Genomic DNA, 26,383 nt, shown 5'->3' on the forward strand with positions numbered 1-26,383 from the left:
GGATCACCATGCACAAGACCATCATTCGTGCGGCGCTCGCGTGCGCCGTGCTGGGCACGTCGCTCTCCGCGGTTGCAACCGAGCGCGAGGGACGCATCGTCGTCAAGTTCCGCGACGTCAGCCAAGCACGCATGTCGCCGCAGGCGACGTTGCAAGCGCTGGCCGCGCAAGCGCGACCTGTGGTCGCTCTCGCCGACGGCGCGCAGGTGTTGCGCGTTCCGGCGAGCGAGACCGAGGCGGTGGTTTCGCGCCTGGCCGCGCATCCCGACGTGCAGTACGCGGTGCGCGATGTCGTCGTGCAGGCGTCCGCCGTGGACGATCCTTTCTACAAGGGCGAAGTCAAACTCTCGAACGGCGTGACGTACAGCCGATTCCAGGCCGATCTCTACGATTCGCGAGGTGGCGTCAATGCGCCGGGCGCCTGGGAGAAGGGCGCGACGGGCGCGGGCATCGTCGTCGCCGTGCTCGACACGGGCATCGCCGCGCATCCCGACCTCGACGCCAACGTCGTGCCCGGCACGGGTTACGACTTCATCACCGATGCCTTCATTTCGGGCCGCGAGTCGGACGGCCGCCAGTCCGGCGGGTGGGACACCGGCGACTGGACCCACGTCTCGCCGTACCTGGGCGCGTGCAACGCGCGAAAGAGTTCGTGGCACGGCACGCACGTCGCGGGCACGATCGCGGCGGTGACCAACAATGGAATCGGCGTCGCGGGCATGGCGTACGACGCGAAGCTGTTGCCGGTGCGCGTGCTGGGCCATTGCGGTGGGTGGATGTCCGACGTCGCCGATGCGATCACGTGGGCGTCGGGCGGCACTGTCGAAGGCATTCCGGCGAACGCAACGCCAGCGGAAGTCATCAATCTCAGCCTGGGTGCGCGCACGGCGTGCATGCCGTACATGCAGGCGGCGATCGACGGCGCCGTCGCGCGCGGCAGCACGATCGTGGTCGCGGCGGGCAACGACAACGTCGATGTCTCGCAGGCCTCGCCCGCGAACTGCCGCAACGTGATCGCCGTGGGATCGAACGGATTGACGGGAAAACGCGCGCGCTATTCGAACCACGGGCTCGGCATCACCATCGCTGCGCCGGGCGGCGGCCAATACGTGAACGACGCGAACGGCGGCGAGCCGTGGATCCCGAACGGCTTCATCTGGTCGACCGCCAACACCGGTGAGCAGGGCCCGGTCGCGCCGGCGATCGTGGGGAACTCCGGCACGTCGATGGCGGCGCCGCACGTGGCGGGGATCGTCGCGATGATGCAGGGCGCAGCGCCGACGCCGTACGCGCCCGCGGAAATCCTGTCGCTGATCGTCAACACGTCGCGGCCGTTCCCGGCGCTGCCCGACCGCCCGCTGGGCGCGGGCGTCGCCGATGCAGGTCTCGCGGTCGCTGCGGCGCTGACGGGACAAGCGCCGCTGCCGGCCCCGAAGACCTTGCACTCGGGCTACGCGGAGTTGAGTGCGTACGCGAATGCGGGACAGACACGGCACTTCATCGTCGACGTGCCGGAGAACAAGACGCGGCTGACGCTACGCAGCTACGGCGGCACGGGCGATGCGGACCTGTACGCACGCATCGGAGCACACGCCTCCACCAGTGCGCACGATGCGAAATCCGAGCGACCGGGGAACAACGGAATCGTGGTGATCGATGCGCCGGTGGCCGGGCGGTGGTATGTCGCCTTGCATGGGGTGAAGGCGTTCAACGGGGTGCATCTGCGGGCGACCGTAGAGTAGTCGACCCATGAGGTTGCAGGGGGCGTTGCCCCCTGCAACCACGCGGTCACTTCGCGGAGTAGCGCACCGTCACCCCGAACTCCCGCCCCGGCTGCGGGTAATACGCCGCCGTTTCGTAGTCGTGGTCGAACACGTTCGCCACGCGCGCCTGCACGGTCCAGGTGTCAGACACCGTCCACTGCGCACGCAGGTCGAACGTCGAATACCCGCCGAGTTCCAGCGAGTTCGCGACGTTCTCGAATCGACGGCCCTCCGCCATCCAGGTCGCGCCGAACGAGAAATCACCGAACGCGCGATCCACGTCCACGCGTCCGCTTTCGCGGGCGCGCCGCGGCAGGATCTTGTCGAAGTTGTCCGTGCTGCGGTTGCGCGGATCGGCGTAGGTCGCAGCCGCCGAGAGGTTCCAGCCATCGAGCGAGAACCCGCCGGTCAATTCGCCGCCGCGGATGCGCGCTTGATCCAGGTTGTTCGCCATGAAGAGGCTGGAGTCGTACACGATCAGGTCGTCGATGCGCGTCTGGTAGGCGTGCACGTCCCAGTGCCATGTCTCGCGGCGCTGGCCGATGCCGAGTTCGAACGTGTCGGATTCCTCCGGCAGCAGGTCGGCGTTGCCGTAGAAGGGGAAGTACAGCTCATTGAACGTCGGCGCCTTGAACGCGGTGCCCGCGTTGGCGGTGACGCGGAAGCCCGCGCCGAGGTCGACGCCCCACGCGAGGCTGCCCGTCGTGTGCCCGCCGAACTGCTCGTTGTCGTCGCGACGCACGCTCGCCTGCACGTCGTGCTTGCCGAACGCGCCCTGGTACTGCGCGAACGCCGCGCGGTTGTGGCGCAGCGCGCCCGCCTCGGGCGAGACCAGCGTGCCGAAGTTGTCGTTCGCGAAGGCCTTGTCGCGCTGCCAGTCGTAACCGACCGTCGCCAGTTGCCCGTCGGCGACCTTGAAATCCGCCTGGAACGAGGCGGTGTCGCGGCGGCTTTCGAAGAAGTCGGCGAACGCGTCGTCGCGTGTCTGCCGCGAACGATCGAGGTTGCTGCCGCCACTCAGCGTGAGCGTCGCCAGGCCCACTTCCCACCGCGCCTTGCCGCCGACCACCTGCTGCGTCGTGTTGGAGACATCGCCGAGGCCGAACATCGGATCGGCGTCGAATTCGTTGCGGCCTTCGCTGCGCAGCGCATTGACGTCGATCGACAGGCCATCGACCGGCCGCACGCCTGCGCGCACCGAGATCGCATTGTTTTCGTAGCCATCGGCATCCGGGTCGGGGGTGTCCATGAAGCAGCCCGCGAACTCCGGCGTCGTCGCGCCGGTGCAGGAGTTGTACCCGTCGGTGGCCTGGTGGCTGTAATCGGCGCCGAACCACGCGCGATCGAAATTGAAATCGACGCCCGCGCTCAACTCGCGCGCATCGTGCGAGCCCGCGCCGAGCTTGAAGCGCGGACGCACGCCGTTGTCCTGCGGGCGACGCGTGAACACCTGGATGACGCCGCCGATCGCATCGGAGCCGTAGAGGCTCGAGCGCGGGCCACGCACGATCTCGATCCGCTCGATCAACTCGACCGGCAAGTCCTGCAAAGCGGTGAGGCCCGACGTCGACGAACCCACGCGGACGCCGTCGATCAGGAACAGCGTGTGGTCGGATTCGGAGCCGCGCAGGAACAGCGTCGTGAGCTTGCCCGCGCCGCCCTGGTTGACCAGGTTGATGCCCGCGCGGCCGCGCAGCAGGTCCTGCACGGAGTGCGGTTGCAGGCGTTCGATCTCGTTGCGGTCGATCACTTCGACGGCGGACAGCGATTCGTCGACGGTCACCGCGGTGCGGGTGCCGGTGACGAGGACTTCGTCGAGCTGCTGCGCATCCTGCGCGCGCGCGATGAAAGGGGAAACGGACAAGGCCACCGCGACGGCGGCGGCGAGGGTGTTGCGCGACATGGGTCTGCTCTCCGGCGCGCACGCCCGCGCGCCCAGGGTTTCGGCTGGGAAGTCGCGGATGGAAGGGAGAACAGCGGAAGGCACGTGCGAACGCGCTGCCGCCGCGATGCCCTCCGCATCGCAACCAGTGGGCTTCAGGCCGGTCTCCGGGCTCGCTTGCTGGATCGAAGGAACGATCCGGGCCTTCGCGCCTTCCCGTGCGATGCACAGTGGCGGATGCGTCGGCCTTGCAGGCTTACCGTTGCGGGGGCAGCGCCGGAATGCGATCGCGATGGATCGGTCACCGGCTTCCCGTTTCAACCCTTGGACGAACGTCCGCGGGTCACCTCAAGCGGCGGTGAGTGTACGCGGGGCGCGGCGGGCGCGGAAGGACCGCGCGTCAGTCGGCTTCGTGGCCGGCGGGCTCGTCGAAGAGGTTGAACGCCGGTGCGGCGTCTTCGGTATCGGCCATCTGCGTGGTCGTGACCGGCGCGGCCGCGGGGCGATTGCGTGGCGGCGGAAGCAGCGCGATCGCGGCTTCGGCGGCATTGACCAGCTCGCCGCGGCGATCCTCGGGCACGTCCTGCCAATGGCAGTCGAGCAACGCGCCTTCCAGCGCATAGAGCAGGTTGAGGCTGGGCTTGAAGCCCGCGCGCTTGACGCGCATGAAGGCGTCCACCGCGCCCACGGCTTCCAGGTCCTCGCGCGAGCGCAGGCCCACCTGGCGCAGCCACGCGGCGGACTTCGGGCCGATGTTGCGCAGCTTGGCGGTGTTCAAGCCAATGACTCCTCGAACAGGCGGGCGATGACTTCCAACCCCTGTTGATCTTCAACGTCGAAGCGGGCGGGAACCGGACTATCGAGGTCGAAAACGCCGACGAGCGCGCCATCGCGCACCAACGGGACGACCAGTTCCGAACGCGAGGCTGCATCGCACGCGATGTGGCCCGGGAATGCGTGCACGTCTTCGATGCGCTGGGTGGTGCGCGTGCGCGCCGCCGCGCCGCACACGCCCTTGTCGAGCGGAATGCGCACGCACGCCGGCAGGCCCTGGAAGGGGCCCACGACGAGCTCGGTGCCGTCGAAGAAGTAGAAGCCCGCCCAATTGAGCTGCGGCAGCGCGTGGTAGACCAGCGCCGAGAGGTTGGCCGCATTGGCGATGCGGTCGCGCTCGCCGTGGAGCAGGGCGCGCGCCTGTTCGGCGAGCTGGGCGTATTGGTCCGGCTTGCTGCCGGACAGCGTGGAGGCGGTGAACATCCCCGGAGTCTAGCAGCGCACCGGCGTTACCATGGCGCCGTGGCCGCGACGCTGCGTCGCGGCGGAAGGGGCGCGCATGGATCTGTCGCAACTGCCGGTCGAACAGGGCTTCCGCCTGCGCGGACAGCAGGTGACGCGGGTGGAAACCTTCGTCGATGCCGCGTTCGCGTTCTCGCTCACGCTGCTGGTGATCTTCTACAACGAGCTGCCCGACACCGTCGCCGAGTTGCGCGATGCATTGAAGCGCGTGCCCACCTTCGCCGTGTGCTTCCTGTTGCTCAGCCTGTTCTGGACCTCGCACAACCGCTGGAGCCGCCTCTTCGGGCTGGAAGATGCCAAGTCCACCGTACTGAGCCTGGCATTCGTGCTCGTCGTGCTGGTGTACGTGTATCCGTTGCGCATGGTGACATCCAGCGGATTGTCGCTGCTCACCGGTGGCTTCGTGCCGAGCGAGCTGGGCATGGACCGTTCGCAATGGATGCTCGACCTGCAGACGGCGTTCATCGTCTATGGCCTGGGGTTCGGTGTGTTGTCGTGGTTGCTGTGGCGATTGAACGCGCATGCGTTGCGCCGCGCCGACGATCTGTCGCTCGATGCGCACGAGCGCTTCCATGCGCAGAGCGAAGTCGGTGTCTATGCGTTGATGACGGCGTGCGCGTTCGGCAGCGTCCTGGTGAGTTTCGCCATGCTCGCCGCGCCCGCGACGTGGTTGAACAACTTCACCGTCGGCCTGCCGATGTGGCTGTATTCGGTGATGGGCGGGCTGCTGTGGACGTATCGCGCGCGGCGCGGGCGCGTGGCGCCGAAGGCGGCGACGGCGTGAACGGCACATCCTTTGCAGGCCTGTTCGTCACCGGGACCGACACCGGCGTCGGCAAGACGCTGGTCAGTGCATCGTTGCTGCACGCCTTGCGCGCACAGGGTGTGCGCGCATTGGGCATGAAGCCGCTGGCGAGCGGTTGCGAACGGATCGGCGGCGCGTGGCGCAACGAGGATGCCGTCGCGTTGCAACGGGCCGGTACATTCGAAGCGGCTTACGAAGACATCAATCCGTTCGCGCTCGAGCATCCGCTTGCGCCCGAGTTGGCCGCGCGCGATGCAGGCGTGCACGTCGCGCTGCCACCGATCCTCGATGCGCACGCACGCCTGGCCGCGCAGGCGCAGTGCGTCGTCGTCGAAGGCGTCGGCGGGTGGATGGCGCCGCTCGCGGCCGACCTGATGCAGGCCGATCTCGTGCGCGCGCTCGACATTCCCGTCGTGCTTGTCGTCGGCCTGCGGCTGGGTTGCCTGAACCATGCGTATCTCACCGCGCGCGCGATCGCGGCCGATGGCTGCCGCCTCGCGGGATGGATCGGCACGGCCGTCGATCCGGACATGGCGCGTCGCGACGACAACATCGCGCTGCTCACTGCGCGTTTGCCCGCGCCGTGTTGGGGCGTGTTGCCCCATGACGCCGCGCCCGATCCGTCCCGATTGTCCCGTTACGTGCACTGGCCGCGCTGATCGCGGGCTCGCGTGACCAACGACAGGGGTTCCGCGCAGGGGGCGGCAAGGTAAACTCCCGCGTACAGAAAACGGAAGAAGAGGCACCGCGCATGGCCCGCAAGCTTGGAAGCAATGGCACGAACGCTCGCATCGCGGGCGTTCTCGCACTCGCACTGGTCGTCGCCGCCTGCGGCAAGGACGACCCGAATGCGGCCGGTGGCCCGGGCGGGAACATGCCGCCGCCGGAAGTCGGCGTGGTCGTCGTGCGTCCCTCGTCGGTGCCGCTCGTGAAGGATCTGGTCGGCCGCCTCTCCGCCTATCGCAGCGCCGACGTGCGCGCGCGCGTGCCCGGCGTGCTGCAGCGTCGCGTGTACGAAGAAGGCAGCGACGTGAAGGAAGGGCAGCTGCTCTTCGTCATCGATCCGGCGCCGTTGCAGGCCGCGCTCGGCCAGGCCGTCGCATCCGAAGCCTCCGCGCAGGCGAACTACGCGAACGCGCGCGCTGCCGCCGAGCGCGCACGCAACCTCGCGCCGCAGAAGTTCATCTCGCAGTCCGATCTCGACAACGCGCTTGCCGCCGAGCGTTCGGCGTCGGCCTCGTTGCAGTCGTCGAAGGCCGCAGTCGCCGCCGCGCGCATCAACCTGGGCTATGCCTCCGTGCGTTCGCCGATCAACGGCCGCGCCGGCAAGCAGCAGGTGACCGAAGGCGCGCTCGTCGGCCAGGCCGATGCGACGCTGCTGACCACCGTCGACCAGATCGACCAGATGTACGTCGACTTCTCGATGAGCGTCGACGAACTCACCTCGGTGCGCCAGGCCAACACCAGCGGCACGCGCAAGGTGCAGGTGCTGTTGCCCGACGGCACGCCGTTCAAGCACGACGGCACGCTGGACTTCAGCGCCGACACCGTCGATCCGTCCACGGGTGCCGTCGCATTGCGCGCGCGCGTGCCGAACCCGGACCACCTGTTGCTGCCGGGCACGTTCGTCACCGTGCGCGCGACGCTCGGTCTGCAGAACAACGCGTACCGCATCCCGGCACTGGCCGTGCAGCGCGACGTGCAGAGCGCCTACGTGATGGTCGTCGGCAAGGACGGCAAGGTCACGCGCAAGAACATCGTGCCGCAACGCCAGGAAGGCGCCGACTTCGTGGTCAACACCGGCGTCGCGCCGGGCGACCAGGTGATCGTCTCGGGCCTGCAGCGCGTGCAACCGGGCGCACCGGCCAAGGCCGTGCCGTACGTTCCGGAAAAGCAGTCCGCCGGTAACGCCCCCGCCGCGCAACCGCAGGGCTGACCGACCATGTCCCGTTATTTCATCAACCACCCGGTTTTCGCCTGGGTCATCGCGATCATGATCGTGATCGCCGGCGGCCTGGCGATCCGCGGGCTGGGCGTGGAGTCGTACCCGAACATCGCGCCGCCGCAGGTGGGCGTCAACGCGTTCTATCCGGGCGCGAGCGCCGAGACGGTGGAACGCGCGGTGACGCAGATCATCGAGCAGCAGCTGACCGGCATCGACAACCTCGATTACTTCAGCGCCTCGTCCGGTTCCGACGGCAGTGCGTCGATCAACCTGACGTTCAAGCCCGGCACCGACCCCGACACCGCGCAGATGCAGGTGCAGAACAAGGTGTCGCAGGCGCAGCCGCGCTTGCCCGAGGACGTGGTGCAGCAAGGCATCACGGTGTCGAAGTCCAACAGCGGCTTCCTGCTCGTCGTCGCGCTGAAGTCCAGCGACCCGGCGATCGGCCGCGACGAACTCTCCGACCTGCTCGCCTCCAACGTCCTCGACCAGATCGCGCGCGTGCCCGGCGTCGGCAGCACGCAGCTGTTCGGCGGCCAGTACGCGATGAACATCTGGCTCAACCCGGACAAGCTGCATGCGTACGGATTGTCGGCGACGGACGTGCTGGCCGCCGTGCGCGGGCAGAACGTGCAGTTCTCCGCCGGCCAGGTCGGCGGCGAGCCGTCGCCCGACACGCAGATGTTCACCGCGCCGGTCTCGGCCGAAGGCCGCTTCTCGCATCCGGAAGAGTTCGAACAGATCCTGCTGCGCACCACGCAGGGCGGTTCGGCGGTGCGCCTGAAGGATGTCGCGCGCATCGAAGTCTCCGGTGAAGCGCACGGTTTCGACCTGAAGTGGAACGACCAGGCGGCCGCCGGTTTCGCCGTCATGCTCGGCCCGGGCGAGAACGCGCTCGCCGTGGCCGCGGCGGTGAAGGCGCGCATGGCGCAGCTGCAGCCGAGCTTCCCGAAGGGCGTGGAGTGGTTCTCGCCCTACGACACGTCGGACTTCGTGCGCATCTCGGTCGACGAGGTCATCAAGACGCTCGTCGAAGCGATGATCCTCGTGTTCCTGGTGATGCTGCTGTTCCTGCAGAACCTGCGCGCCACGCTGATCCCGACGCTCGTCATCCCCGTCGCGCTGCTCGGCACGTTCCTCGGCATGTACGTGCTCGGCTTCACGATCAACCAGTTGAGTCTGTTCGGCATGGTGCTGGCGATCGGCATCGTGGTGGACGACGCGATCGTGGTGATCGAGAACGTCGAACGCATCATGACCGAGGAAGGCCTGTCGCCGAAGGAAGCCACGCGCAAGGCGATGCACCAGATCACCGGCGCGGTCATCGCGATCACGATCGTGCTGGCGGCGGTGTTCATCCCCAGCGCGCTGCAGGCCGGTTCGGCGGGCGCGGTGTACAAGCAGTTCGCGCTGACGATCGCGATGGCGATGCTGTTCTCCGCGTTCCTCGCGCTGGGCTTCACGCCCGCGCTGTGCGCCAGCCTGCTCAAGCCGAGCACGCACCATGAAAGCCGCAATCCGATCTTCCGCGCGTTCAACCATTTCTACGGGAAGATGGCCAGCACCTACGTCGGCCACATCGGCAGCGCAGTGCGCCATGCGCCGCGGTGGATGGTCGTCTTCCTTGGTCTCGCGGTCGCGTGCGGCGTGTTGTTCTGGCGCATGCCCGGCAGCTTCCTGCCGGAAGAAGACCAGGGCTATGCACTGGCGATCGTGCAGTTGCCGCCGGGTTCGACGCTGCGTCGCACGAACGAGGTGTTCGACAAGATGCGCACGGTGGTGTCGAAGCAGGACGGCTTCGACGGCATGATGCAGGTGTCGGGTTTCAGCTTCATCGGCCAGGGCGAGAACGTCGGCATGGCGTTCATCAAGCTCAAGCCATGGGACGATCGCAAGGTCACCGCGACGCAGTTCATCGAGAAGGTCAACGGCGAGCTGTACCCGATCCGCGATGCGCAGATCTTCGTGATCAACCTGCCGACGGTGCAGGGGCTGGGCCAGTTCGGCGGCTTCGACATGTATCTGCAGGACCGCGCGGGGCAGGGGCGCGATGCGCTCAATGCCGCGATGGGGACGTTGCTCGGACAGGCGGGGCAGGACAAATCGCTCGTCGGCGTGCGCCCCAACTCGCTCGCGCCCTCGCCGCAGTTGAAGCTCGACGTGGACCGCGTGCAGGCCGAGGCGATGGGCCTGTCGGTCGGCGACATCTACACGACGATCCAGCTGATGCTGGCGCCGGTGTACGTCAACGACTTCGTGCAGGGCGGGCGCGTCAAGCGCGTGCACATGCAGGCGGACGCGCCGTACCGCACGGGGCCCGAATCGCTGGCGCATTTCTATACGCCGTCGACGGAAGAGCAGGAGAACGGCCTGCCGACGATGATCCCGCTCACCAACGTGGTGAAGTCCAAGTGGGAAGTCGCCGAGCCCACGCTCACGCGCTACAACGGCTTCGCGGCGGTGGAAATCGTGGGCTCGCAGGCGCCGGGACACAGCTCGGGCGAAGCGATGAACGCGATGCAGAAGATCGTCGAGACGCAATTGCCGCCGGGCTTCGGTTACGACTGGGCGGGCCAGTCGCACCAGGAAATCCTCTCCGGCAGCCAGACCACGATGCTGATGGTGCTGTCGATCGTCGTGGTGTTCCTGTGCCTGGCCGCGTTGTACGAAAGCTGGTCGGTGCCGGTGGCGGTGTTGCTCGTCGTGCCGGTCGGCGTGCTCGGCGCGGTCTGCCTGTCGATGATGCGCGGCCTGCCGAACGACATCTACTTCAAGATCGGCCTGATCACGGTCATCGGCCTGGCGGCGAAGAACGCGATCCTGATCGTCGAGTTCGCGATCCAGGAGCGCAACGAAGGCAAGCCACTCGGCGTGGCGGTGGTGGAAGCGGCCAAGCTGCGACTGCGCCCGATCCTGATGACGTCGTTGGCGTTCATCATGGGCGTGTTGCCGCTGGCGATTTCCTCCGGCGCCGGCGCGAATGCGCGCCACGCGATCGGCACGGGCGTCATCGGCGGCATGCTCGCCGCGACGTTCCTCGGCCTGCTGTTCATCCCGGTGTTCTACGCGATCGTGCGCCGGGTGCTCGGCGACAAGATGGACGAGCCGCCGAAGATCACGCAGCACCTCGACGACGTCTGATCGACGCAAGCGAAAAGCCCCGGCAATGCCGGGGCTTTTTTTCGCTCAGTGGCGCGCGGCCACGTTCGGCGCCTGCAGTCGCGGCCGCATGCGATGCACGCTGACGGCGAGTGACCACACCACGATCAGCAGCACCAGGCCGAGGCCGAAGTGCGCGCCGTCGTTGGTGGCACGCTCGATGAAGATATCGTCCATCGTCAGCAGCCAGCCGAGCACCATGATCCACGCGATGGTTTGCGCTAGTTCGATGCCGTGCGTGGCCCGCGACCAGCGGCCCTTGGCGAGCACCCAACCCATCAGCGCCAGGTGCGCGAGCCACAACACGACGATGGGCCACGCGCGCGTGCGCAGGAAATCCGGATCGAAGGCGAAGATGCGCGGGAAGGGCGCCGGCAACTGCGCGACGATCCACGGCATCGCGATCATCATCGTCACGGCGATCGCCACGCCCACCAGGCCGAACGCCATCGCGGCGCGATTGACGCGCTCGCTGTCCACATCGCGCGGCGACCATGCCGGGGCGGCGGTCCGCCACTGGCGGATCCACGCGGCGATCAGCGCCATCATCGACATGAAGCCCGGCCACCAGAACGCACCCAGGCCCCAGCTCAGCCACCACGCGGTGAGCGATTGGCCTTCGGCTACGCGCGGCAGCGTCAGCGCCCATTGCAGCGCAATGCCGCCCAGCGACAGCCACGCGAACTGGCGCGTCTGCTCCGCCGGAATGATCACGAACCCGGGCGCGCGATAACGCGCGGCGATGTCGGCCGGCAGGCCGAATTCGCGCAGCATCGCAAGCACCATGGCGTCGTCGGCAGGCTTCCCGGCCGCCTCGGCGCGTTCGTCGAGCATTTCGGACAGCAACGCGCGCAGCTCGAAACCGATGTCGTTGCGTTCCTTCAGTGGCACGCGACGGATGACGTCGGCCACGTAGGACTCGATGGTGTCGTTCGGGTTCATTTGCCGCTCCCAATCAGGCCAGCCATGGTGTGCACGAGCGCGTTCCAGGTGCCGGTCAATTCGGCGAGCAACGCCTCGCCTGCGTCGTTCAATCGGTAATAGCGGCGGGGCGGGCCGTCCTCGATCCGCCATTCCGACGCGAGTACGCCCTGCGATTCCAGCCGTCGCAGCAGCGGATAGAGCGTGCCTTCCTCGATGGGCATGCCGCGCTGGGCCAGCGCCTGCCGCAGCGAGTAGCCGTATTGCACCTCGCGCAATTGCGAGAGCACGGCGAGCACGAGGGCGCCGCGGCGGAGTTCGCCTTCCAGCTTCGGTGCGGGGTTCTCTCGGACGTCCACGGTATGCCGCCTTGTGACTTGTGGCGCACGGTACATTGCGCCACACAGTACGTCAATACAAAAAAGCCTCCCCCGTTGAGGGGAGGCTCTTTGCTTCGTCACCCCCGCCGAGGCGGGGGATGGCGATTACTTCTGCTTGGTCGCCTGGGCAACCTTGTCCGACACGTCCTTCGCCTGCGCTTCGAACTGCGCCTTGGCGATCTGGCCGATGGCTTCGTTCGTCTTCAGCGTGCGGCCGACGACGTCCTGGCCCGTGGCGATCGAACGCTCGACGGTCTCGCGGGCGACCTGCAGGCCCTTCGGCCACACGGCCTTGAGCTGCTCGGGATTGCGGACTTCGGCGACTTCGCCGAGGAACGCGAAGGTGGCGGTGGCGCCGGCTTCGAGGGCGGCCAGCTGCAGGCCGAAGACCTGGGTGGCGTTGTCGATGGCGAGGCGGTTGATCTGGGCCGCGGTGTCCGCGAACTGGCGCGAGGCGGCGGCGAACTGCTCGTTGATCTGCTGGTACATGGCAGGACTCCACGGTGGGTCCACCCGACGGGATTGCCGGATGGTGCGGTGCAGCATAGTCCGCTCAATGTTGCACTGCAACAACCGTTCGTCGCCTCGTTCGGCCAACGGTAATCTGCGTGAAATCAGCCGGTTACGCCAAGCCCGGCCATTCACGCGGTTCCCACCCGCCCGGCGCGACGCTGCAAGGCCCACCGGTAGTCGGAGTTCGCGGTCATGGCAGCGCGCCCCATCTGGAACGGCACCCTCTCGTTCGGCCTGCTCAACATCCCGATCGCGCTGATGACCGGCGAGAAGCGCAACGAGCTGCACTTCCGGATGATGGACGGACGCAACAAGGCGCCGGTGAAGTACGAGCGCGTCAACGCCGAGACGGGCGAGGAAGTGCCGTACAAGGAAATCGTCAAGGCCTACGAATACTCCAAGGGCAACTACGTCGTCCTCGAACCGGAGGACATCGCCGAGGCGGCGAGCGAGAACCGCGAAGTCATCGACATCGAAGCCTTCGTCGACCGCGAACAGATCGGCCCGCGTTACCTGGAGAAGCCCTACGTGCTCGTCCCCGGCAAGAAGGCCGAGAAGGGCTACGTGCTGCTGCGCGAAGTGCTGAAGAAGACCAACAAGGTCGGCATCGGCCGCGTGGTGATCCGCACGAAGGAATACCTGGGAATGGTCGTGCCCGAGGGCGATGCGCTCGCGCTGATCCTGATCCGCTTCCCCGAGGAGATCGTGCCCGTCGAGGAATACAACATCCCCGAAGGCAATGCGAGCAAGTGGCACGTCACGCCGAAGGAAATGGAAATGGCGACGACGCTCCTCGAATCGATGGCGACCGAATTCAATCCCGATGACTACAAGGACGAGTTCAAGGAACGCCTAAGCGCCGCGATCAAGAAGCGCATGAAGCAGAAGGGCGCGACGACGTCGGTCGAGGAAGAAGAGACGGCCGCGCCGGAAGCCACGACGAACGTCGTCGACTTCATGTCGCTGCTCAAGAAGAGCCTGGAAAGCAAGGGCGACGCGCCGCGCAAGGCCGCGCCCGTGCGCAAGGCCGCGAAGAAACCCGCGACCAAGAAAGCGCCGCCGGCGAAATCGACGAAGGCCAAGAAGAGCGCCTGACGGGTGGCCGCGCGCAAGCAGGCGCTGCCCACGCTGTCTTCGCCCGATCGCGTCGTCTATCCGGACGCCGGCATCACCAAGCGCCAGGTGTTCGATTACTACGGCGCGGTCGCCGCGCGCTTGCTGGAGGATTCCGGGCAGCGGCTGATGTCGGTCGTGCGTTGCCCCGATGGCATCGCTGGCGAGCGCTTTTTCCAGAAACACCTCGGGCCTGCGTTCGGCAAGGCCGTGCATCGCATCGAGATCGCCGAGAACGACGGCAAGCGCGCGGAGTACGCCTGGCTCGACGATCTCGCGGGCGTGTTGTCGCTCGCGCAGATGAATGTCATCGAATTCCATCCGTGGGCCTCGAAGGTCACGACGCTCGAGAAACCCGACCGTCTCATCTTCGACCTCGATCCGGACCCGGGCATCGGCTGGCCGAAGATCAAGGCCGCCGCGCGCGAACTGCGCGATGCGCTCGTCGAACTCGGCCTGACGTCGTTCCCGCGCCTGAGCGGCGGGAAGGGCGTGCATCTCGTCGTCCCGATCGCAAAGCGGTATTCCTGGGACCAGGGGCGTGATTTCTGCGACTGGTTCGCGCACGAGATGGAGCGCCGCCAGCCGGCGCGTTACGTCGCCACGATGAGCAAGGCCAAGCGCGAGGGCCGCATCTTCATCGACTGGTTGCGCAACGGACGCGGCGCGACCGCGGTGTCGAGCTTCTCGCTGCGCGCGCGTCCCGGCGCGCCGGTCGCGATGCCGGTGACCTGGGACGAGTTCGCCGGCGTGCGCGCGCCGGATCGGTTCAAGTTGAAGGATGCGGTGAGGCGCATCGACGCGCCGATCTGGGATCTCGCGAGCGCGGGAAGCCAGAAGCTGCCGAAGGTCTAGCCGTCAGGCCACCGGCAACTCGCAACGGATGCGTTGCGACGCGCCGTCGCCCGGGCCTTCGATGACGATCGAACCGGCGTGCCCTTCGGCGATCGCCTTCGCGATCAGCAACCGCAATCCAAGCCCTTCGTCGGGCGGAGGAACCTGTGGCGCTTCGAGCAGTTGCGTCCGCAACGCCTCATCGACGACCGCGCCGTTGTCGGCGAACACGACCACCACCGACGCGTCGTTCGCCGTGACGTCCACGCGCGCGCCCTGCGCATCGCGCGCGAGGGTCTGCTCGAGCAACGTGCGGAACATCTGCGCCAAACGCGAGGAGTCGCCGAGGATCTTCATCTCCGCCGCGCCATCACTGTAATGCGGATCGATGGTGCATCCGTGCACCGAACCGACGGCCATGTCGACGATGCCGCCGATCTCGAGCCGCTCGCTGCGATCCACCAGCCGGCGTTGCTGCGCGCGCGCCCAATCGTCGAGTTCGTCGACCATCCGCGCCATGCGCTGCGACTGCCGCACGACGATGTCGGCCAGCTCCCTCGAGTTCGAACCGCCCGGATCGGTGCGCAGCAGATACGCGGCGGTCTGCAACGAGGACAGCGGGCTGCGCAGATCATGCGCGAGTCGGTTGAACCACGGATTCGCGCGCTGGGGATCGTCGTTGGCCATCACACCACCCGGGAAACGGATTCGTCGCAGATGCTGCGCACGATGTCGAGGTCCGGCGGCTTGACCAGGTGATGGTCGAAGCCCGCTTCGGCCGTGCGCCTGCGGTCGTCGGGTTGCCCCCAACCGGTGACGGCGACCAGCACGCGGCGGTCGCCGCCGGGTTGCGCGCGCAATTGCCGCGCGAGTTCGTAACCGCTGAGGCTCGGCATGCCGATGTCGAGGAACACCAGGTCCGGATCGAAGCGCTGCACTTCCGCGCCCGCCTCATGCGGGTCGTAGAGGCGGGTGACTTCGTGGCCGAGGATCTCCAGCATCATCGCGAGCGTGTCGGCGGCGTCGCGGTTGTCGTCGAGCACCAGGATGCGGCGCGCGCGGCCGGATGCCTGTCGCGCAGGCGGCGCGACCGCGGGTGCATGGGCAGGCTCGACGACCGTTTCCCTCAGCGGCAAGGTCACGATGAACACGCTGCCGTGCCCGAGGCCCGGGCTTTCGCACCGGATCGAACCGCCGTGCATCTCGACGAGCTGCTTGACCAGCGTCAGGCCGATGCCCAGGCCACCGCGCGCGCGCTCGATCGAGGTATCGACCTGCGCGAACAACTCGAACACCTCCTCGATCTGCTGCGGCGTCAGGCCGATGCCGCGATCGTGCACGCTGACGGTGACGAACTGCCCGTCGCGATGCGCGACCAGTTCGATCGCGCGGCCGGCATCGGAATACTTCGCCGCGTTGCTCAGCAGGTTGGAGAACACCTGCGACAGCCGCTCGCCGTCGGCGAGCATCGGCAGCGGCATTTCCGGCAACGCCAGTTGCAGGGGATGCGCGCCGGCTTCGAGGACGGGAGAGGCGGTTTCGATCGCCGCGTGCAGGATCTGTTGCAGCGTGGTCGGCTCGGGTTTCAGCACGAGCTTGCCGCGGCTGATGCGTGCGACGTCCAGCAAGTCGTCGATCAGGCGCACCAGCAGACCGAGCTGGCGCTCCATCATGTCCTGGAACGGGTCGTCGCTGCCGGTGAGCTTGCGGATGCTCACCGCGTTGCGCAGCGGCGCCAGCGGGTTGCGCAATTCGTGCGCGAGCGTGGCGAGGAATTCATCCTTGCGCCGGTCGAGCTCGCGCAGCTGCATCTCGGCACGCACGCGCTCGCCGATCTGCGATTGCAGGTCCACGTTGCGCTGTGCCAGTTCCACGTTCGCTAGGCGCAGCGACTCGTTGAGCATCTCCAGCTCGCGCGCCTTCTCGGTGCGCAGCGCTTCGTTGGCGGCGGCCAGGCGTTCGTTGGCGAGCTGCAATTCGCGGCGCTTGCGGAACAACTCCGCCAGCACGACCACCTTCGAACGCAGGATCTCCGGGATCACCGGCACCATCACGTAGTCGACGGCGCCGAGCTTGTAACCGCGCATGCGGTCCAGGTCGGAGACGTTGACGGCCGTGACGAAGATGATCGGCGTGCGCTCGAAGCGCGGATGCTGGTGGATCAGGCTCGCGGTCTCGAAGCCGTCCATGCCCGGCATGTTGACGTCGAGCAGGATCACCGCGAACTCGTCCTGCATCAGCTTCTGCAGCGCCTCGGGCCCCGAGCTGGCGTCCACGAGCCGCTCGCCGAGCGGCTCGAGAATCGCGCGGTACGTCAGCAACCGTCCCGGCTGGTCGTCGACCAGCAGGATGTTGACCGGCGTATGCCCGGGGGAGAGCGGCAAGGGGGTCAGCGATGCAGCCATTGGCGCAGGACTCCCAGCAGCTGGTCGGTGACGACGGGTTTGGCGAGGTAATCGGACGCGCCGGCTTCCAGGCACTTCTCGCGGTCGCCCTTCATCGCCTTCGCCGTGAGCGCGACGATCGGCAGCGCGCGCGCATCGGGCATGCCGCGGATGGCGCGCATCGTGTCGTAACCGTCCATGCCGGGCATCATGATGTCCATCAGCACCAGGTCGATGTCGGGGTCCTCGGCGACCTTTTCGATCGCTTCATGCCCCGTGCCGGCGGTGATCACGCTCATGCCGTGGCGTTCGAGCACGCTGGACAACGCGAAGATGTTGCGCACGTCGTCGTCGACCACCAGCACGCGCTTGGACTTCAATGCATCGTCGGTTTCGTGCAGGCGCTGCACCATGCGCTGCTTCTGCGGCGGCAGGTCGGCGATGACGCGGTGCAGGAACAACGCGGTCTCGTCGAGCAGGCGCTCCGGCGACTCCACGCCCTTGATCACCACGCTGCGCGCGGCCTTGCGCAGGTACGCGTCCTCGGCGGCCGTGAGCTCCTTGCCGGTGAACACGACGATCGGCAGTTCGTGCAGCTTGGGTTGTTCCTGCACGCGATCGAGCAGGTCCAGGCCGGTCATGTCGGGAAGGCGCAGGTCGAGCACCACGCAATCGTAGTCGTTCTCGTCGAGCGCCTGCAGGGCCTGTTCGCCGGTCTGCGCGGTGTCGATGGAGATGTCGTCGTGGCGCAGCAGCTCCTCGATGCTCATCCGTTCGCGGTCGTCGTCCTCGACGATCAACAGTCGCTTGGTGCGCGGCAGCGTGTATTCGCGGATGCGCTCGAGCGCCTGTTCGATGGACTCGGGGTTGGACGGCTTGGCCAGGTACGAGAACGCGCCGCGCTCGATCGAGTGGTGCCGCTCTTCCTCGATCGTGACGATCTGCACGGGGATGTGGCGCGTGTTCGAGTCCTGCTTCAGGCGCGCGAGCACCGTCCAGCCGAGCATGTCGGGCAGGAAGATGTCGAGCGTGATCGCGTTGATCGGGTACTCGCGCACCAACTTGAGCGCCTCGGCGCCGCGATTGGCGGTGAGCACCTGGAAGCCGCGCGAACGCGCCAGGTCGCGCAGGATCGAGGCGTAGTTCGGATCGTCCTCGACCACCATCAGCAATGGTTTGTCGGGATCGAGCAGGTCGCGGTCGTCGGCGACTTCGATCATGTCGGCGAACGCATTCTCGGCATGCGCGACTGCCTGCACCTGCTTGTGGCCGAGCACCGTGGTGATCGACTCGTCGGTGCCGACGTAATCCAGCGGCAGATAGAGCGTGAACGTCGAGCCCTTGCCGAGCGCCGACTGCAGGCGCAGCTCGCCGCCGAGCAGGCCCGCGATTTCGCGCGAGATCGCAAGGCCCAGGCCGGTGCCGCCGTACTTGCGCGACGTACCGGCATCGGCCTGCTGGAACGCTTCGAACACGATGCGCTGCTTTTCCGACGAGATGCCGATACCGGTATCGGTGACGTCGAATGCGACCACCGTGGGCGCCTTGTCGAGCACCTTGTGGCCTTCCGACCAGCCTTGCGTGGCGACGCGCGCCGAGAGGCGCACGCTGCCGCGTTCGGTGAACTTCAGCGCGTTGGACAGCAGGTTCTTGAGGATCTGCTGCAGGCGCTTGGGGTCCGAATGCAACACGCGGCCCAGCTCGTTGGGGAAGTCGACCGAGAAATCCAGGCGGCGGCGCTCGGCTTCGTGGCGGAAACCGCGCTCGAGGTTTTCGCGCAGGTGCGAGAAGGCGATCTCCTCGCTGTCGACGGTGACCGTGCCCGATTCGATCTTCGACAGGTCGAGGATGTCCGAGATCAGGTGCAGCAGGTCCGAACCCGCGGCATGGATGGTCTTGGCGAACTCGACCTGGCGGTCGCTGAGGTTCTCCTCCGGGTTCTCGGCCAACTGCTGGCCGAGGATCAGGATGGAGTTGAGCGGCGTGCGCAGCTCGTGCGACATGTTCGCAAGGAACTCGGACTTGTAGCGCGAGGTGAGCGCGAGCTCGGCGGCCTTTTCTTCCAGCGCGCGGCGGGCCTGCTCGATTTCCTGGTTCTTGCGTTCCACCTCGGTCTTCTGCTCGGCCAGCAGGGCTGCCTTGAGCGCGATTTCCTCGTTGGTCTGCTGCAGTTCCTTCTGCTGCGACTGCAACTCGCCGGCGAGCTGCTGCGACTGCGAGAGCAGGCGCTCGGTGCGCATCGTCGCTTCGATGGTGTTGAGCACGATGCCGATCGAGCCGGAGAGTTGCTCGAGGAAGGCCAGCTGCGAGGGGGTGAACTCGGTCAGCGACGCCAGTTCGATCACCGCCTTGATCTGGTCTTCGAACAACACCGGGAGCACGATGACGCTGCGCGGAATGGCGCTGATCAGGCCGGATTCGATCTGCACGGTGCCGGCGGGTACGTCGTTGATCACGATCATCTCGGCCTGGGCCGCGCATTGCCCGATCAGGCCCTGGCCGAACTCGACGTAGCGCACTTCGTCTTCGCTCGCGCCCGCGTCGGCGTAACCGGCGAGTTGGCGCAGTCGGTTGCGGCCACGGCGTTCGTCGGTCTCGACGACGTAGAGCACGCCTTGCTGCGCGTAGACCAGCGGCGCGAGTTCCGACAACAGGCTGTGGCCCAGCGTGATCATGTCGCGCTGGCCCTGCATCATGCCGGAGAACTTGGCGAGGTTCGTCTTCAGCCAGTCCTGCTCGCGGTTGGACTCGGTCGTCGCGCGCAACGTGCCGATCATCGCGTTGATGTTGTCCTTCAGGTCGGCCAGCTCGCCGCGCACGTCCACCTGGATCGAACGGGTGAGGTCGCCCTGCGTCACCGACGTGGCCACTTCCGCGATCGCGCGCACCTGCGTGGTGAGGTTGGCCGCGAGCTGGTTCACGTTCGCCGTGAGGTCCTTCCAGATGCCCGCGGTGCCCGGCACGTTCGCCTGGCCGCCGAGGCGCCCTTCGACGCCCACTTCGCGCGCCACGGTGGTCACCTGGTCGGCGAAGATTTCCAGCGTCTCGGTCATCGAGTTGATGGTGTCGGCGAGTTCGGCGATTTCGCCCTTCGCTTCCACCGTCAGCTTCTGGTGCAGGTCGCCGTTGGCCACGGCGGTCACCACCTTCGCGATGCCGCGCACCTGCGTGGTGAGGTTGGCGCCCATCGAGTTGACGTTGTCGGTGAGATCCTTCCACGTACCGGCGACGCCCGGCACCTGCGCCTGGCCGCCGAGCTTGCCTTCCGTGCCCACTTCGCGCGCCACGCGCGTCACTTCCGCGGCGAAGCCGTTGAGCTGGTCCACCATCGTGTTGATCGTCGACTTCAGCTGCAGGATTTCGCCCTGCGCGTCGACCGCGATCTTGCGCGACAGGTCGCCCTTCGCCACGGCGGTCGCGACTTCGGCGATGTTGCGCACCTGCGTCGTGAGGTTCGACGCCATCGAGTTGACGTTGTCGGTCAGGTCCTTCCACGTACCGGCGACGCCCGGCACCTGCGCCTGGCCGCCGAGCTTGCCTTCGGTACCCACTTCGCGCGCCACGCGCGTGACTTCCGCCGCGAAACCGTTGAGCTGGTCGACCATCGTGTTGATGGTCTCCTTCAGCTGCAGGATCTCGCCGCGCACGTCCACCGCGATCTTGCGCGAAAGGTCGCCCTTCGCCACCGCGGTCGTCACTTCGGCGATGTTGCGCACCTGCGCGGTGAGGTTGGACGCCATCGAGTTGACGTTGTCGGTCAAGTCCTTCCACGTGCCCGCGACACCGGGCACCTGCGCCTGGCCGCCGAGCTTGCCTTCGGTGCCCACTTCGCGCGCCACGCGCGTCACTTCCGCCGCGAAGCCGTTGAGCTGGTCCACCATGACGTTGATGGTGTTCTTCAGCTCGAGGATTTCGCCGCGCACGTCCACGGTGATCTTGCGCGAGAGGTCGCCCTTCGCCACCGCGGTGGTGACCTCGGCGATGTTGCGCACCTGCGAGGTGAGGTTGGAGGCCATCGCGTTGACCGAGTCGGTCAAGTCGGCCCACGTACCGGCGACACCCGGCACCTGCGCCTGGCCGCCGAGTTTGCCTTCGGTGCCCACTTCGCGCGCCACGCGCGTCACTTCCGCCGCGAAGCCGTTGAGCTGGTCCACCATGGTGTTCATGGTGTCCTTGAGCTCGAGGATTTCGCCGCGCACGTCCACCGTGATCTTGCGCGAAAGGTCGCCCTTCGCCACCGCGGTCGTCACTTCGGCGATGTTGCGCACCTGCGAGGTCAGGTTCGACGCCATCGAATTGACCGAGTCGGTCAAGTCCTTCCACGTGCCGGCGACGTCGGGCACCTGCGCCTGGCCGCCGAGGCGGCCTTCGGAGCCCACTTCGCGCGCCACGCGCGTCACTTCCGCCGCGAAGCCGTTGAGCTGGTCGACCATCGTGTTGATGGTGTTCTTCAGCTCGAGGATTTCGCCGCGCACGTCCACCGTGATCTTGCGCGAAAGGTCGCCCTTCGCCACCGCGGTGGTCACCTCGGCGATGTTGCGGACCTGCGAGGTCAGGTTGGAAGCCATCGCGTTGACCGAGTCGGTCAAGTCCTTCCACGTGCCCGCCACGCCCGGCACGATCGCCTGGCCGCCGAGCTTGCCTTCGGTACCCACTTCGCGCGCCACGCGCGTCACTTCCGATGCGAAGCCGCGCAGCTGGTCCACCATCGTGTTGATGGCTTCCTTCAGCTGCAGGATCTCGCCGCGCACGTCCACGGTGATCTTGCGCGAGAGATCGCCGTTGGCCACGGCGATGGTCACTTCCGAAATGTTGCGCACCTGCGCGGTGAGGTTGGACGCCATCTGGTTCACCGAGTCGGTGAGGTCCTTCCACACGCCCGAGACGCCCTTCACCTTCGCCTGGCCGCCGAGGCGGCCCGCGGTACCGACTTCCAGCGCGACGCGCGTCACTTCCGAGGAGAACTCGGACATCTGCTCGAGCATCTTGTTCACGATGTTCGCCGCGCGCAGGAACTCGCCCTGCAGCGGGCGCCCGTCGGAATCCAGCGGCACGGTGCGCGAGAGGTCGCCCTTCGCGACCGCGGCCATCGCCTCGGTCATCGTTTCGATCGGACGCGCCATGTCGCGGATCAGGCCGTTGACCGAGGATTCCATGTCGGACCACGCGCCCTGGCGGTTCGCCGCGGGCATGCGCTGGCGCGTGCGACCTTCGCCGCCGACGCGTTGCGCGACGCGCGCAAGGTCGTTCGCAAGACGCTTGTTCTGGTTGACGATGTCGTTGAACGCTTCGGCGAGCTTGCCCGACAAGCCTTCCCAATGCGGCGGCAACTGCACCGAGAAGTCGCCTTCCCGGATCGAGTTCATCGCCATCAGGAGTTGCTGCAGTTGCTCGTTGACGTTGGCATTGACGGCAGGTGGCGTTGCGACCGCCACGGTTTCCGTCGGCGTTGCGGCGGCGGCGCCGCGGCGCGAACGCCGGGCGGGCTGGCTTTCGTTGTTCACTGAACCTCCGGTGCCCGTCCCCACGGGCAAACTGGTGCGGACGCTATCTTTCCGACGGTAGGGGCCATGTGAAGGCGCCCTTCACTGGGCCGGCGGCAATGCCCAGCGGAAGGTCCATCCTCCGTCGGTGCGGTGCGCTGACACGCGCAACTCGGGCACGTTCGATTCGGCCAGCGCGATGGCGATGGGGCCCGGCGACGCCAGGCCATGCGCTTCGCAGGCCAACCCCCCGTCCATCCACAGGCGGAACGCGCGCGCGCCCAGCGCCTGGCTTTCGACGGCGACCACGCACAGGGCCTGGCGCAACAGGCCGGGCACGGGTGCGGTGTCTTCGCCGTCGAGGGCGACTTCGAGATCGCCGCCGGCGTGCTGCAGGCGTTCGCGCAGGACGAGCGCGGCGGTCGACAGGCTCTCGTCGGTCGGCATGTGCGCGAGCACGCCGTTGCCCCGTTCGACGGCCGCTTCGATCCGCGCGATGCACGCGAGGGTGCGCGCGGGCTCATCGACGAGCTTGCGCGCGGCATAGGCATTCATCTGGACGGCGTTCAAGACGTTGCGCAGGTCATGCACGCCATCGCGCAGCGAGTGCGGGGGCGCGTTGTTTTCAAGGGGGGTCGGATCGGACACGGCGTTGCCTCTCGCCGAACAGCGCGCACTCTTGCTCATCGGGTGTGGAACCGGCGTGAGGCGGGACCTCATCGGCGCGTAACCGCGCCGGCCGTACTTTCACGTATGCGGAGTCCAGCCACACGCGAATGCAGGAGAAGTGGGATGAACCATCGAGACCGCGATCAGCAGGGCCGCCACGGCGGCCGTGAAGACGACACCCGTTCCAACCGCGGGCAACGCGATACGTACGCACCGCAACCGCGCTGGTTGCAGCAGGACCGCGAGAGCCAGCATCGCGACGATCAACGCCGCTGGAGCGGCGGGCGCGACGACGACAACATCGGCGGCAGCCAGTACGGCGGCAACGAATACGGCTACGGCGGCAGCGGCCGCGGCAGCTACGCCGGCTCCGGCGAGGAATGGGGCGAGAACGAACAGGGCTACGGCCGCCGCGGTGCGATGACCAACCGCGATTTCGGCGGACGCGATTACGGCCAGCGCGACCAGCCGCGCATGCGCGAGGAACGCGACATGCAGCAGCGTGGCTTCAGCGGCCCGAGCCGTTGGGACGAGGAAGAGTTCAATGAAAATCACGGGCGCTTCGACAGCTTCCGCGTCGGTACCGGCATGGGCGTCGGCCCGACCGGCGGCGCGGGCGGGGATTACGGGCGCGAACGCGAATTCGGTCACAGCTACGGCTCGGCCTCGGGCTACGGCAGCCGCGCGGGTTGGGACCTGGGCACGCACCAGCGCGACACCAGTGTCGGTGCACCGCGCCAATCGTTCCGCGGCATGGGCCCGAGCCACTACAAGCGCGCCGACGATCGCATCCGCGACGACATCTACGAGCGTCTGACCGACGACCATCACATCGATGCGCGATCGATCATGGTCGACGTCAACGAAGGCAACGTCACGTTGAGCGGCACCGTCACCGAACGCCGCATGCGCTACGCGGCCGAGGACCTCGTCGAACGCATCGGCGGCGTGTCGAACATCAACAACCAGTTGCGCGTGCAGTCGGACGACAAGCAGGGCTGAGATCAACCCTCGTCGTCGTCCTCCACCATCACCGCCCCGCGCTCCCGCGCCAGTCGATTGCGGATCGTGCGGGCGGTGATGCCGAGGGCAGCCGCCGCTCGCCGGCGGTTGTTGCCGTAGTGCTGCAAGGTCTTGCGCAGGATCCGCCGCTCCATTTCCTCGAACGACGTACCGATGGTGAATGTGATGGTGTGCGAGGACTCGTCGGCCGCCGCCGGCGGGAACGCCTGCGGCGCGATTCGCACGACACCGTCCTCGGCGAGGATGTAGGCGCGCTGCACGGCGTTGCGCAACTCACGGATGTTGCCCGGCCACGGCGATCGCGCGATCGCGTCGATCGCGTCGGGCGAGAACGCGTGGCGCGTGGTGCCGCGAGCGTTGAGTTCGGCAAGGAACGCGTTGGCCAGGCGCACGGCGTCGCCTTCGCGTTCGCGCAGCGGGGCGACGGGAATGTCGAACCCGCTGAGCCGGTAATAGAGGTCTTCACGCAACCGGCCGCTGGTCACGGCTTCGCGCGGATCGCGGTTGGTCGCCGACACGATGCGCACTTCGACTGCCAGGTCGGCATGCCCGCCGACGCGCCGGAAGCACCCGAAGTCGAGCACGCGCAGCAAATGCGTCTGCAGCGCGGGCGCCATCTCGGTGATCTCATCGAGGAACAACGTGCCGTGCGCGGCTTGTTCGAGGAAGCCCATGTGCCGCGAGACCGCACCGGTGAAGCTGCCCTTCTCGTGGCCGAACAATTGACTGGCCAGCAACTCGCCGGCGACCGCGCCGCAGTTCACCGCGACGAACGGACCGGAGCGGCCGCTCGCTGCGTGGATCGCGCGGGCGACCAATTCCTTGCCCACGCCACTCTCGCCATGCACGAGCACCGCGGCGTCGGTCGGCGCCACCTTCTCGATCATCCGGCACACCGACTGGAAGTTGCGCGAGCCGCCGACCATGCCGTGGTTCGGCGATGCCGAAACCGGCGGCGGCATCCGTCGATCGGTGGCCGCGGCCTGCAGCAGTTCGCGCAGGCGTTCCGGACAGATGGGCTTGACCAGGTAATCGACGACGGAGTTGCGCAACGACGTCAATGCCGATTCCACCGAAGGACGCCCGGTGACGATCACCGCGCGCGTGCGATCGGCATCGATGCCCTGCAACAGTTCCAGGCCGTTGCCGTCGGGCAGGTCGAGATCGACGAGCGCGAGATCGTAGTCGCGCTGGCGCATGCGCTGCGCCGCCTGGCCGAGTTCGCTCGCGATGGTGATTTCGAAACCCTGCAGTCGCGCGACTTCCGCGGCGGCGTGCACGAAGCCGACATCGTCGTCGACGATGAGCAACGTAGGTGCGCGAATCGCAGTGGTTTCAGTCGTCGCTTTCTCGGACGACAGGGGGGCTTCCATGTCTGGCTCGGCGCGGGGGACGTTGGCGGTTTACTCCGCAGTAAGGGAAAGATGGGTGAAGGCCGAGCCACATTTTTCCGGAACCGGAAGAACTTTCCGGCCGCTTATGGTCGAGGCACGGTGATTGCGTGAATACACATGTCCCCCGACGGCAGGAGCCACGCAATGCGTCTTCACATCCATCACAAATACCTGTGGTTGCTCATCGCGATCGCCGCGGCGACGAGCGGTTGCGACCGCCGCAAGCAGGGGGAGAGCGGCGACATGTCGCCCAGCACCGGCGAGACCGCGCCGGATACCGTCAGCGACAAGGCGAGCGGCACGGCATCCACCTCGACGGTGGCGTCGGCATCGACGATCGCGCCGGCGGCACCGAGTGCGGCGTCGCCTGGCGCGGCGCAATTGAACGCGGGGGACATCAGCTTCCTCAACGCCGTGACCCGTGACAACGAAAAGGAGATCGCTACCACCGAACTCGGCATGTCGCGCGGCAATGCCAAAAACAAGGAGCTTTCGCGCATGTTGAACGGTGACCACGTCGCCCTGCGCGATGAAGTGCGCGCACTCGCGCCGAGCCTGCCGACGCCGGAGGAAGGCACCGCGCCCAAGGAGCTATCGGACTTGCAGGGCGAAGCATTCGACGGACGCCTCATCGCCACGCTGCGTGCGCAGCACGAAGAGGCGATCCGGATGTTCACCTTCGCCAGCGAGGACCGCACGCTCAGCGCGCCCGTGCGCACGCTCGCCACCGACACCCTTCCGAAATTGAAGGCCCACCTGTCGGCCGTCCAGGCCGCGGGAACGGCGGAATAGGTTTCCGCTCCGGCCCAAGCGTTCCGC

The 26,383-nt window shown here is 67.2% G+C and carries 20 protein-coding genes and 1 riboswitch; of the genes, 9 read left to right on the plus strand and 11 right to left on the minus strand.

Going from position 1 to position 26,383, the window contains the following annotated elements; translation table 11 throughout:
- Window positions 1–8 precede the first annotated feature (8 nt).
- Entirely contained in the window at window positions 9–1,742 is a 1,734-nt protein-coding gene (locus LF41_RS13365; RefSeq protein ID WP_052116437.1) for a S8 family peptidase, read from the plus strand.
- A gap of 46 nt (window positions 1,743–1,788) precedes the next feature.
- On the opposite strand, the gene btuB is transcribed toward LF41_RS13365, so the two are convergent.
- The 3 genes from btuB to LF41_RS13380 form a co-directional block, all read right to left on the minus strand.
- Entirely contained in the window at window positions 1,789–3,666 is a 1,878-nt protein-coding gene (gene btuB, locus LF41_RS13370; protein ID WP_036170549.1) for a TonB-dependent vitamin B12 receptor, read from the minus strand.
- A 120-nt stretch (window positions 3,667–3,786) separates the two neighbouring features.
- Window positions 3,787–4,011: riboswitch (cobalamin riboswitch) on the minus strand.
- Window positions 4,012–4,045: 34 nt separating this feature from the next.
- The gene (locus tag LF41_RS13375) at window positions 4,046–4,423 is read right to left on the minus strand and encodes a TfoX/Sxy family protein (protein ID WP_036170551.1); all 378 of its coding nucleotides are present in this window, start codon (window positions 4,421–4,423) and stop codon (window positions 4,046–4,048) included.
- Window positions 4,420–4,902: a GAF domain-containing protein gene (locus LF41_RS13380; protein WP_036170553.1), complete on the minus strand. Its 483-nt coding sequence runs from the start codon at window positions 4,900–4,902 to the stop codon at window positions 4,420–4,422. Before LF41_RS13380 ends, LF41_RS13375 begins: the two co-directional genes overlap by 4 nt.
- 76 nt (window positions 4,903–4,978) lie before the next feature.
- Here LF41_RS13380 and LF41_RS17230 point away from each other — a divergent pair, with 76 nt between their 5' ends.
- The 4 genes from LF41_RS17230 (at window position 4,979) to LF41_RS13400 (ending at window position 10,832) form a co-directional block, all read left to right on the plus strand.
- A complete protein-coding gene (locus tag LF41_RS17230; RefSeq protein WP_161786969.1) occupies window positions 4,979–5,725 on the plus strand; it encodes a TMEM175 family protein in 747 nt (248 codons plus the stop codon).
- On the plus strand, window positions 5,722–6,405 hold the full coding sequence (gene bioD / locus LF41_RS16510) for a dethiobiotin synthase (RefSeq protein WP_237577770.1): 684 nt from the start codon (window positions 5,722–5,724) through the stop codon (window positions 6,403–6,405). Before LF41_RS17230 ends, bioD begins: the two co-directional genes overlap by 4 nt.
- Window positions 6,406–6,497: 92 nt before the next feature.
- The gene (locus LF41_RS13395; RefSeq protein WP_052116439.1) at window positions 6,498–7,682 is read left to right on the plus strand and encodes an efflux RND transporter periplasmic adaptor subunit; all 1,185 of its coding nucleotides are present in this window, start codon (window positions 6,498–6,500) and stop codon (window positions 7,680–7,682) included.
- A 6-nt stretch (window positions 7,683–7,688) separates the two neighbouring features.
- Window positions 7,689–10,832 carry a multidrug efflux RND transporter permease subunit gene (locus LF41_RS13400; protein ID WP_036170555.1) on the plus strand — a complete coding sequence of 1,048 codons (3,144 nt, stop codon included), beginning with the start codon at window positions 7,689–7,691 and terminating at the stop codon, window positions 10,830–10,832.
- A 45-nt stretch (window positions 10,833–10,877) separates the two neighbouring features.
- Here the strand turns inward: LF41_RS13400 and LF41_RS13405 are convergent, their stop codons facing one another.
- From LF41_RS13405 to LF41_RS13415, 3 genes are all read right to left on the minus strand, one after another.
- The gene (locus LF41_RS13405) at window positions 10,878–11,792 is read right to left on the minus strand and encodes a hypothetical protein (protein ID WP_036170563.1); all 915 of its coding nucleotides are present in this window, start codon (window positions 11,790–11,792) and stop codon (window positions 10,878–10,880) included.
- Window positions 11,789–12,130, minus strand: coding sequence for a PadR family transcriptional regulator (locus tag LF41_RS13410; protein ID WP_052116440.1), 342 nt, complete (start codon window positions 12,128–12,130; stop codon window positions 11,789–11,791). The genes LF41_RS13405 and LF41_RS13410 overlap by 4 nt, the downstream gene beginning before the upstream one ends.
- Window positions 12,131–12,256: 126 nt before the next feature.
- Window positions 12,257–12,640: a phasin family protein gene (locus LF41_RS13415; protein ID WP_036170565.1), complete on the minus strand. Its 384-nt coding sequence runs from the start codon at window positions 12,638–12,640 to the stop codon at window positions 12,257–12,259.
- 216 nt (window positions 12,641–12,856) lie between these two features.
- Between LF41_RS13415 and ku the strand changes: the two genes are divergently transcribed.
- Both ku and ligD read left to right on the plus strand, forming a co-directional pair.
- On the plus strand, window positions 12,857–13,759 hold the full coding sequence (gene ku, locus LF41_RS13420) for a non-homologous end joining protein Ku (RefSeq protein ID WP_036170567.1): 903 nt from the start codon (window positions 12,857–12,859) through the stop codon (window positions 13,757–13,759).
- A 3-nt stretch (window positions 13,760–13,762) separates the two neighbouring features.
- Window positions 13,763–14,632, plus strand: coding sequence for a non-homologous end-joining DNA ligase (ligD, locus tag LF41_RS13425; protein WP_036170569.1), 870 nt, complete (start codon window positions 13,763–13,765; stop codon window positions 14,630–14,632).
- Between the two features lie 3 nt (window positions 14,633–14,635).
- On the opposite strand, the gene LF41_RS13430 is transcribed toward ligD, so the two are convergent.
- The 4 genes from LF41_RS13430 to LF41_RS16800 form a co-directional block, all read right to left on the minus strand.
- A complete protein-coding gene (locus tag LF41_RS13430) occupies window positions 14,636–15,298 on the minus strand; it encodes a sensor histidine kinase (RefSeq protein WP_036170578.1) in 663 nt (220 codons plus the stop codon).
- A complete protein-coding gene (locus LF41_RS13435; protein ID WP_036170580.1) occupies window positions 15,298–17,016 on the minus strand; it encodes a response regulator in 1,719 nt (572 codons plus the stop codon). The genes LF41_RS13430 and LF41_RS13435 overlap by 1 nt, the downstream gene beginning before the upstream one ends.
- On the minus strand, window positions 17,001–22,499 hold the full coding sequence (locus tag LF41_RS13440; RefSeq protein WP_202594053.1) for a HAMP domain-containing protein: 5,499 nt from the start codon (window positions 22,497–22,499) through the stop codon (window positions 17,001–17,003). Before LF41_RS13440 ends, LF41_RS13435 begins: the two co-directional genes overlap by 16 nt.
- A gap of 81 nt (window positions 22,500–22,580) precedes the next feature.
- Entirely contained in the window at window positions 22,581–23,126 is a 546-nt protein-coding gene (locus LF41_RS16800; protein WP_152600023.1) for a sensor histidine kinase, read from the minus strand.
- Window positions 23,127–23,270: 144 nt separating this feature from the next.
- On the opposite strand from LF41_RS16800, the gene LF41_RS16805 reads away from it, so the two are divergent.
- Window positions 23,271–24,149 carry a BON domain-containing protein gene (locus LF41_RS16805; protein ID WP_036170584.1) on the plus strand — a complete coding sequence of 293 codons (879 nt, stop codon included), beginning with the start codon at window positions 23,271–23,273 and terminating at the stop codon, window positions 24,147–24,149.
- Window positions 24,150–24,151: 2 nt separating this feature from the next.
- Here the strand turns inward: LF41_RS16805 and LF41_RS13455 are convergent, their stop codons facing one another.
- On the minus strand, window positions 24,152–25,543 hold the full coding sequence (locus LF41_RS13455; RefSeq protein WP_052116442.1) for a sigma-54-dependent transcriptional regulator: 1,392 nt from the start codon (window positions 25,541–25,543) through the stop codon (window positions 24,152–24,154).
- Window positions 25,544–25,708: 165 nt separating this feature from the next.
- Here LF41_RS13455 and LF41_RS13460 point away from each other — a divergent pair, with 165 nt between their 5' ends.
- Entirely contained in the window at window positions 25,709–26,356 is a 648-nt protein-coding gene (locus LF41_RS13460) for a DUF4142 domain-containing protein (protein ID WP_161786970.1), read from the plus strand.
- Window positions 26,357–26,383: the final 27 nt, after the last annotated feature.

The organism is Lysobacter dokdonensis DS-58 (genome assembly GCF_000770795.1).
In the GTDB taxonomy this organism is placed as follows: Bacteria; Pseudomonadota; Gammaproteobacteria; order Xanthomonadales; family Xanthomonadaceae; genus Noviluteimonas; species Noviluteimonas dokdonensis.

What these genes read in the sequence shown, in the direction of transcription:
- LF41_RS13415 (WP_036170565.1), bottom strand. Translation starts at nt 12,640, where the DNA reads ATGTACCAGCAGATCAACGAGCAGTTCGCCGCCGCCTCGCGCCAGTTC.
- LF41_RS13380 (WP_036170553.1), bottom strand. Translation starts at nt 4,902, where the DNA reads ATGTTCACCGCCTCCACGCTGTCCGGCAGCAAGCCGGACCAATACGCC.
- LF41_RS13460 (WP_161786970.1), top strand. Translation starts at nt 25,709, where the DNA reads ATGCGTCTTCACATCCATCACAAATACCTGTGGTTGCTCATCGCGATC.
- LF41_RS13455 (WP_052116442.1), bottom strand. Translation starts at nt 25,543, where the DNA reads ATGGAAGCCCCCCTGTCGTCCGAGAAAGCGACGACTGAAACCACTGCG.
- LF41_RS13400 (WP_036170555.1), top strand. Translation starts at nt 7,689, where the DNA reads ATGTCCCGTTATTTCATCAACCACCCGGTTTTCGCCTGGGTCATCGCG.
- LF41_RS13435 (WP_036170580.1), bottom strand. Translation starts at nt 17,016, where the DNA reads ATGGCTGCATCGCTGACCCCCTTGCCGCTCTCCCCCGGGCATACGCCG.
- LF41_RS13395 (WP_052116439.1), top strand. Translation starts at nt 6,498, where the DNA reads ATGGCCCGCAAGCTTGGAAGCAATGGCACGAACGCTCGCATCGCGGGC.
- LF41_RS13365 (WP_052116437.1), top strand. Translation starts at nt 9, where the DNA reads ATGCACAAGACCATCATTCGTGCGGCGCTCGCGTGCGCCGTGCTGGGC.
- LF41_RS17230 (WP_161786969.1), top strand. Translation starts at nt 4,979, where the DNA reads ATGGATCTGTCGCAACTGCCGGTCGAACAGGGCTTCCGCCTGCGCGGA.
- LF41_RS13405 (WP_036170563.1), bottom strand. Translation starts at nt 11,792, where the DNA reads ATGAACCCGAACGACACCATCGAGTCCTACGTGGCCGACGTCATCCGT.
- LF41_RS13430 (WP_036170578.1), bottom strand. Translation starts at nt 15,298, where the DNA reads ATGGCCAACGACGATCCCCAGCGCGCGAATCCGTGGTTCAACCGACTC.
- LF41_RS16805 (WP_036170584.1), top strand. Translation starts at nt 23,271, where the DNA reads ATGAACCATCGAGACCGCGATCAGCAGGGCCGCCACGGCGGCCGTGAA.
- ku (WP_036170567.1), top strand. Translation starts at nt 12,857, where the DNA reads ATGGCAGCGCGCCCCATCTGGAACGGCACCCTCTCGTTCGGCCTGCTC.
- btuB (WP_036170549.1), bottom strand. Translation starts at nt 3,666, where the DNA reads ATGTCGCGCAACACCCTCGCCGCCGCCGTCGCGGTGGCCTTGTCCGTT.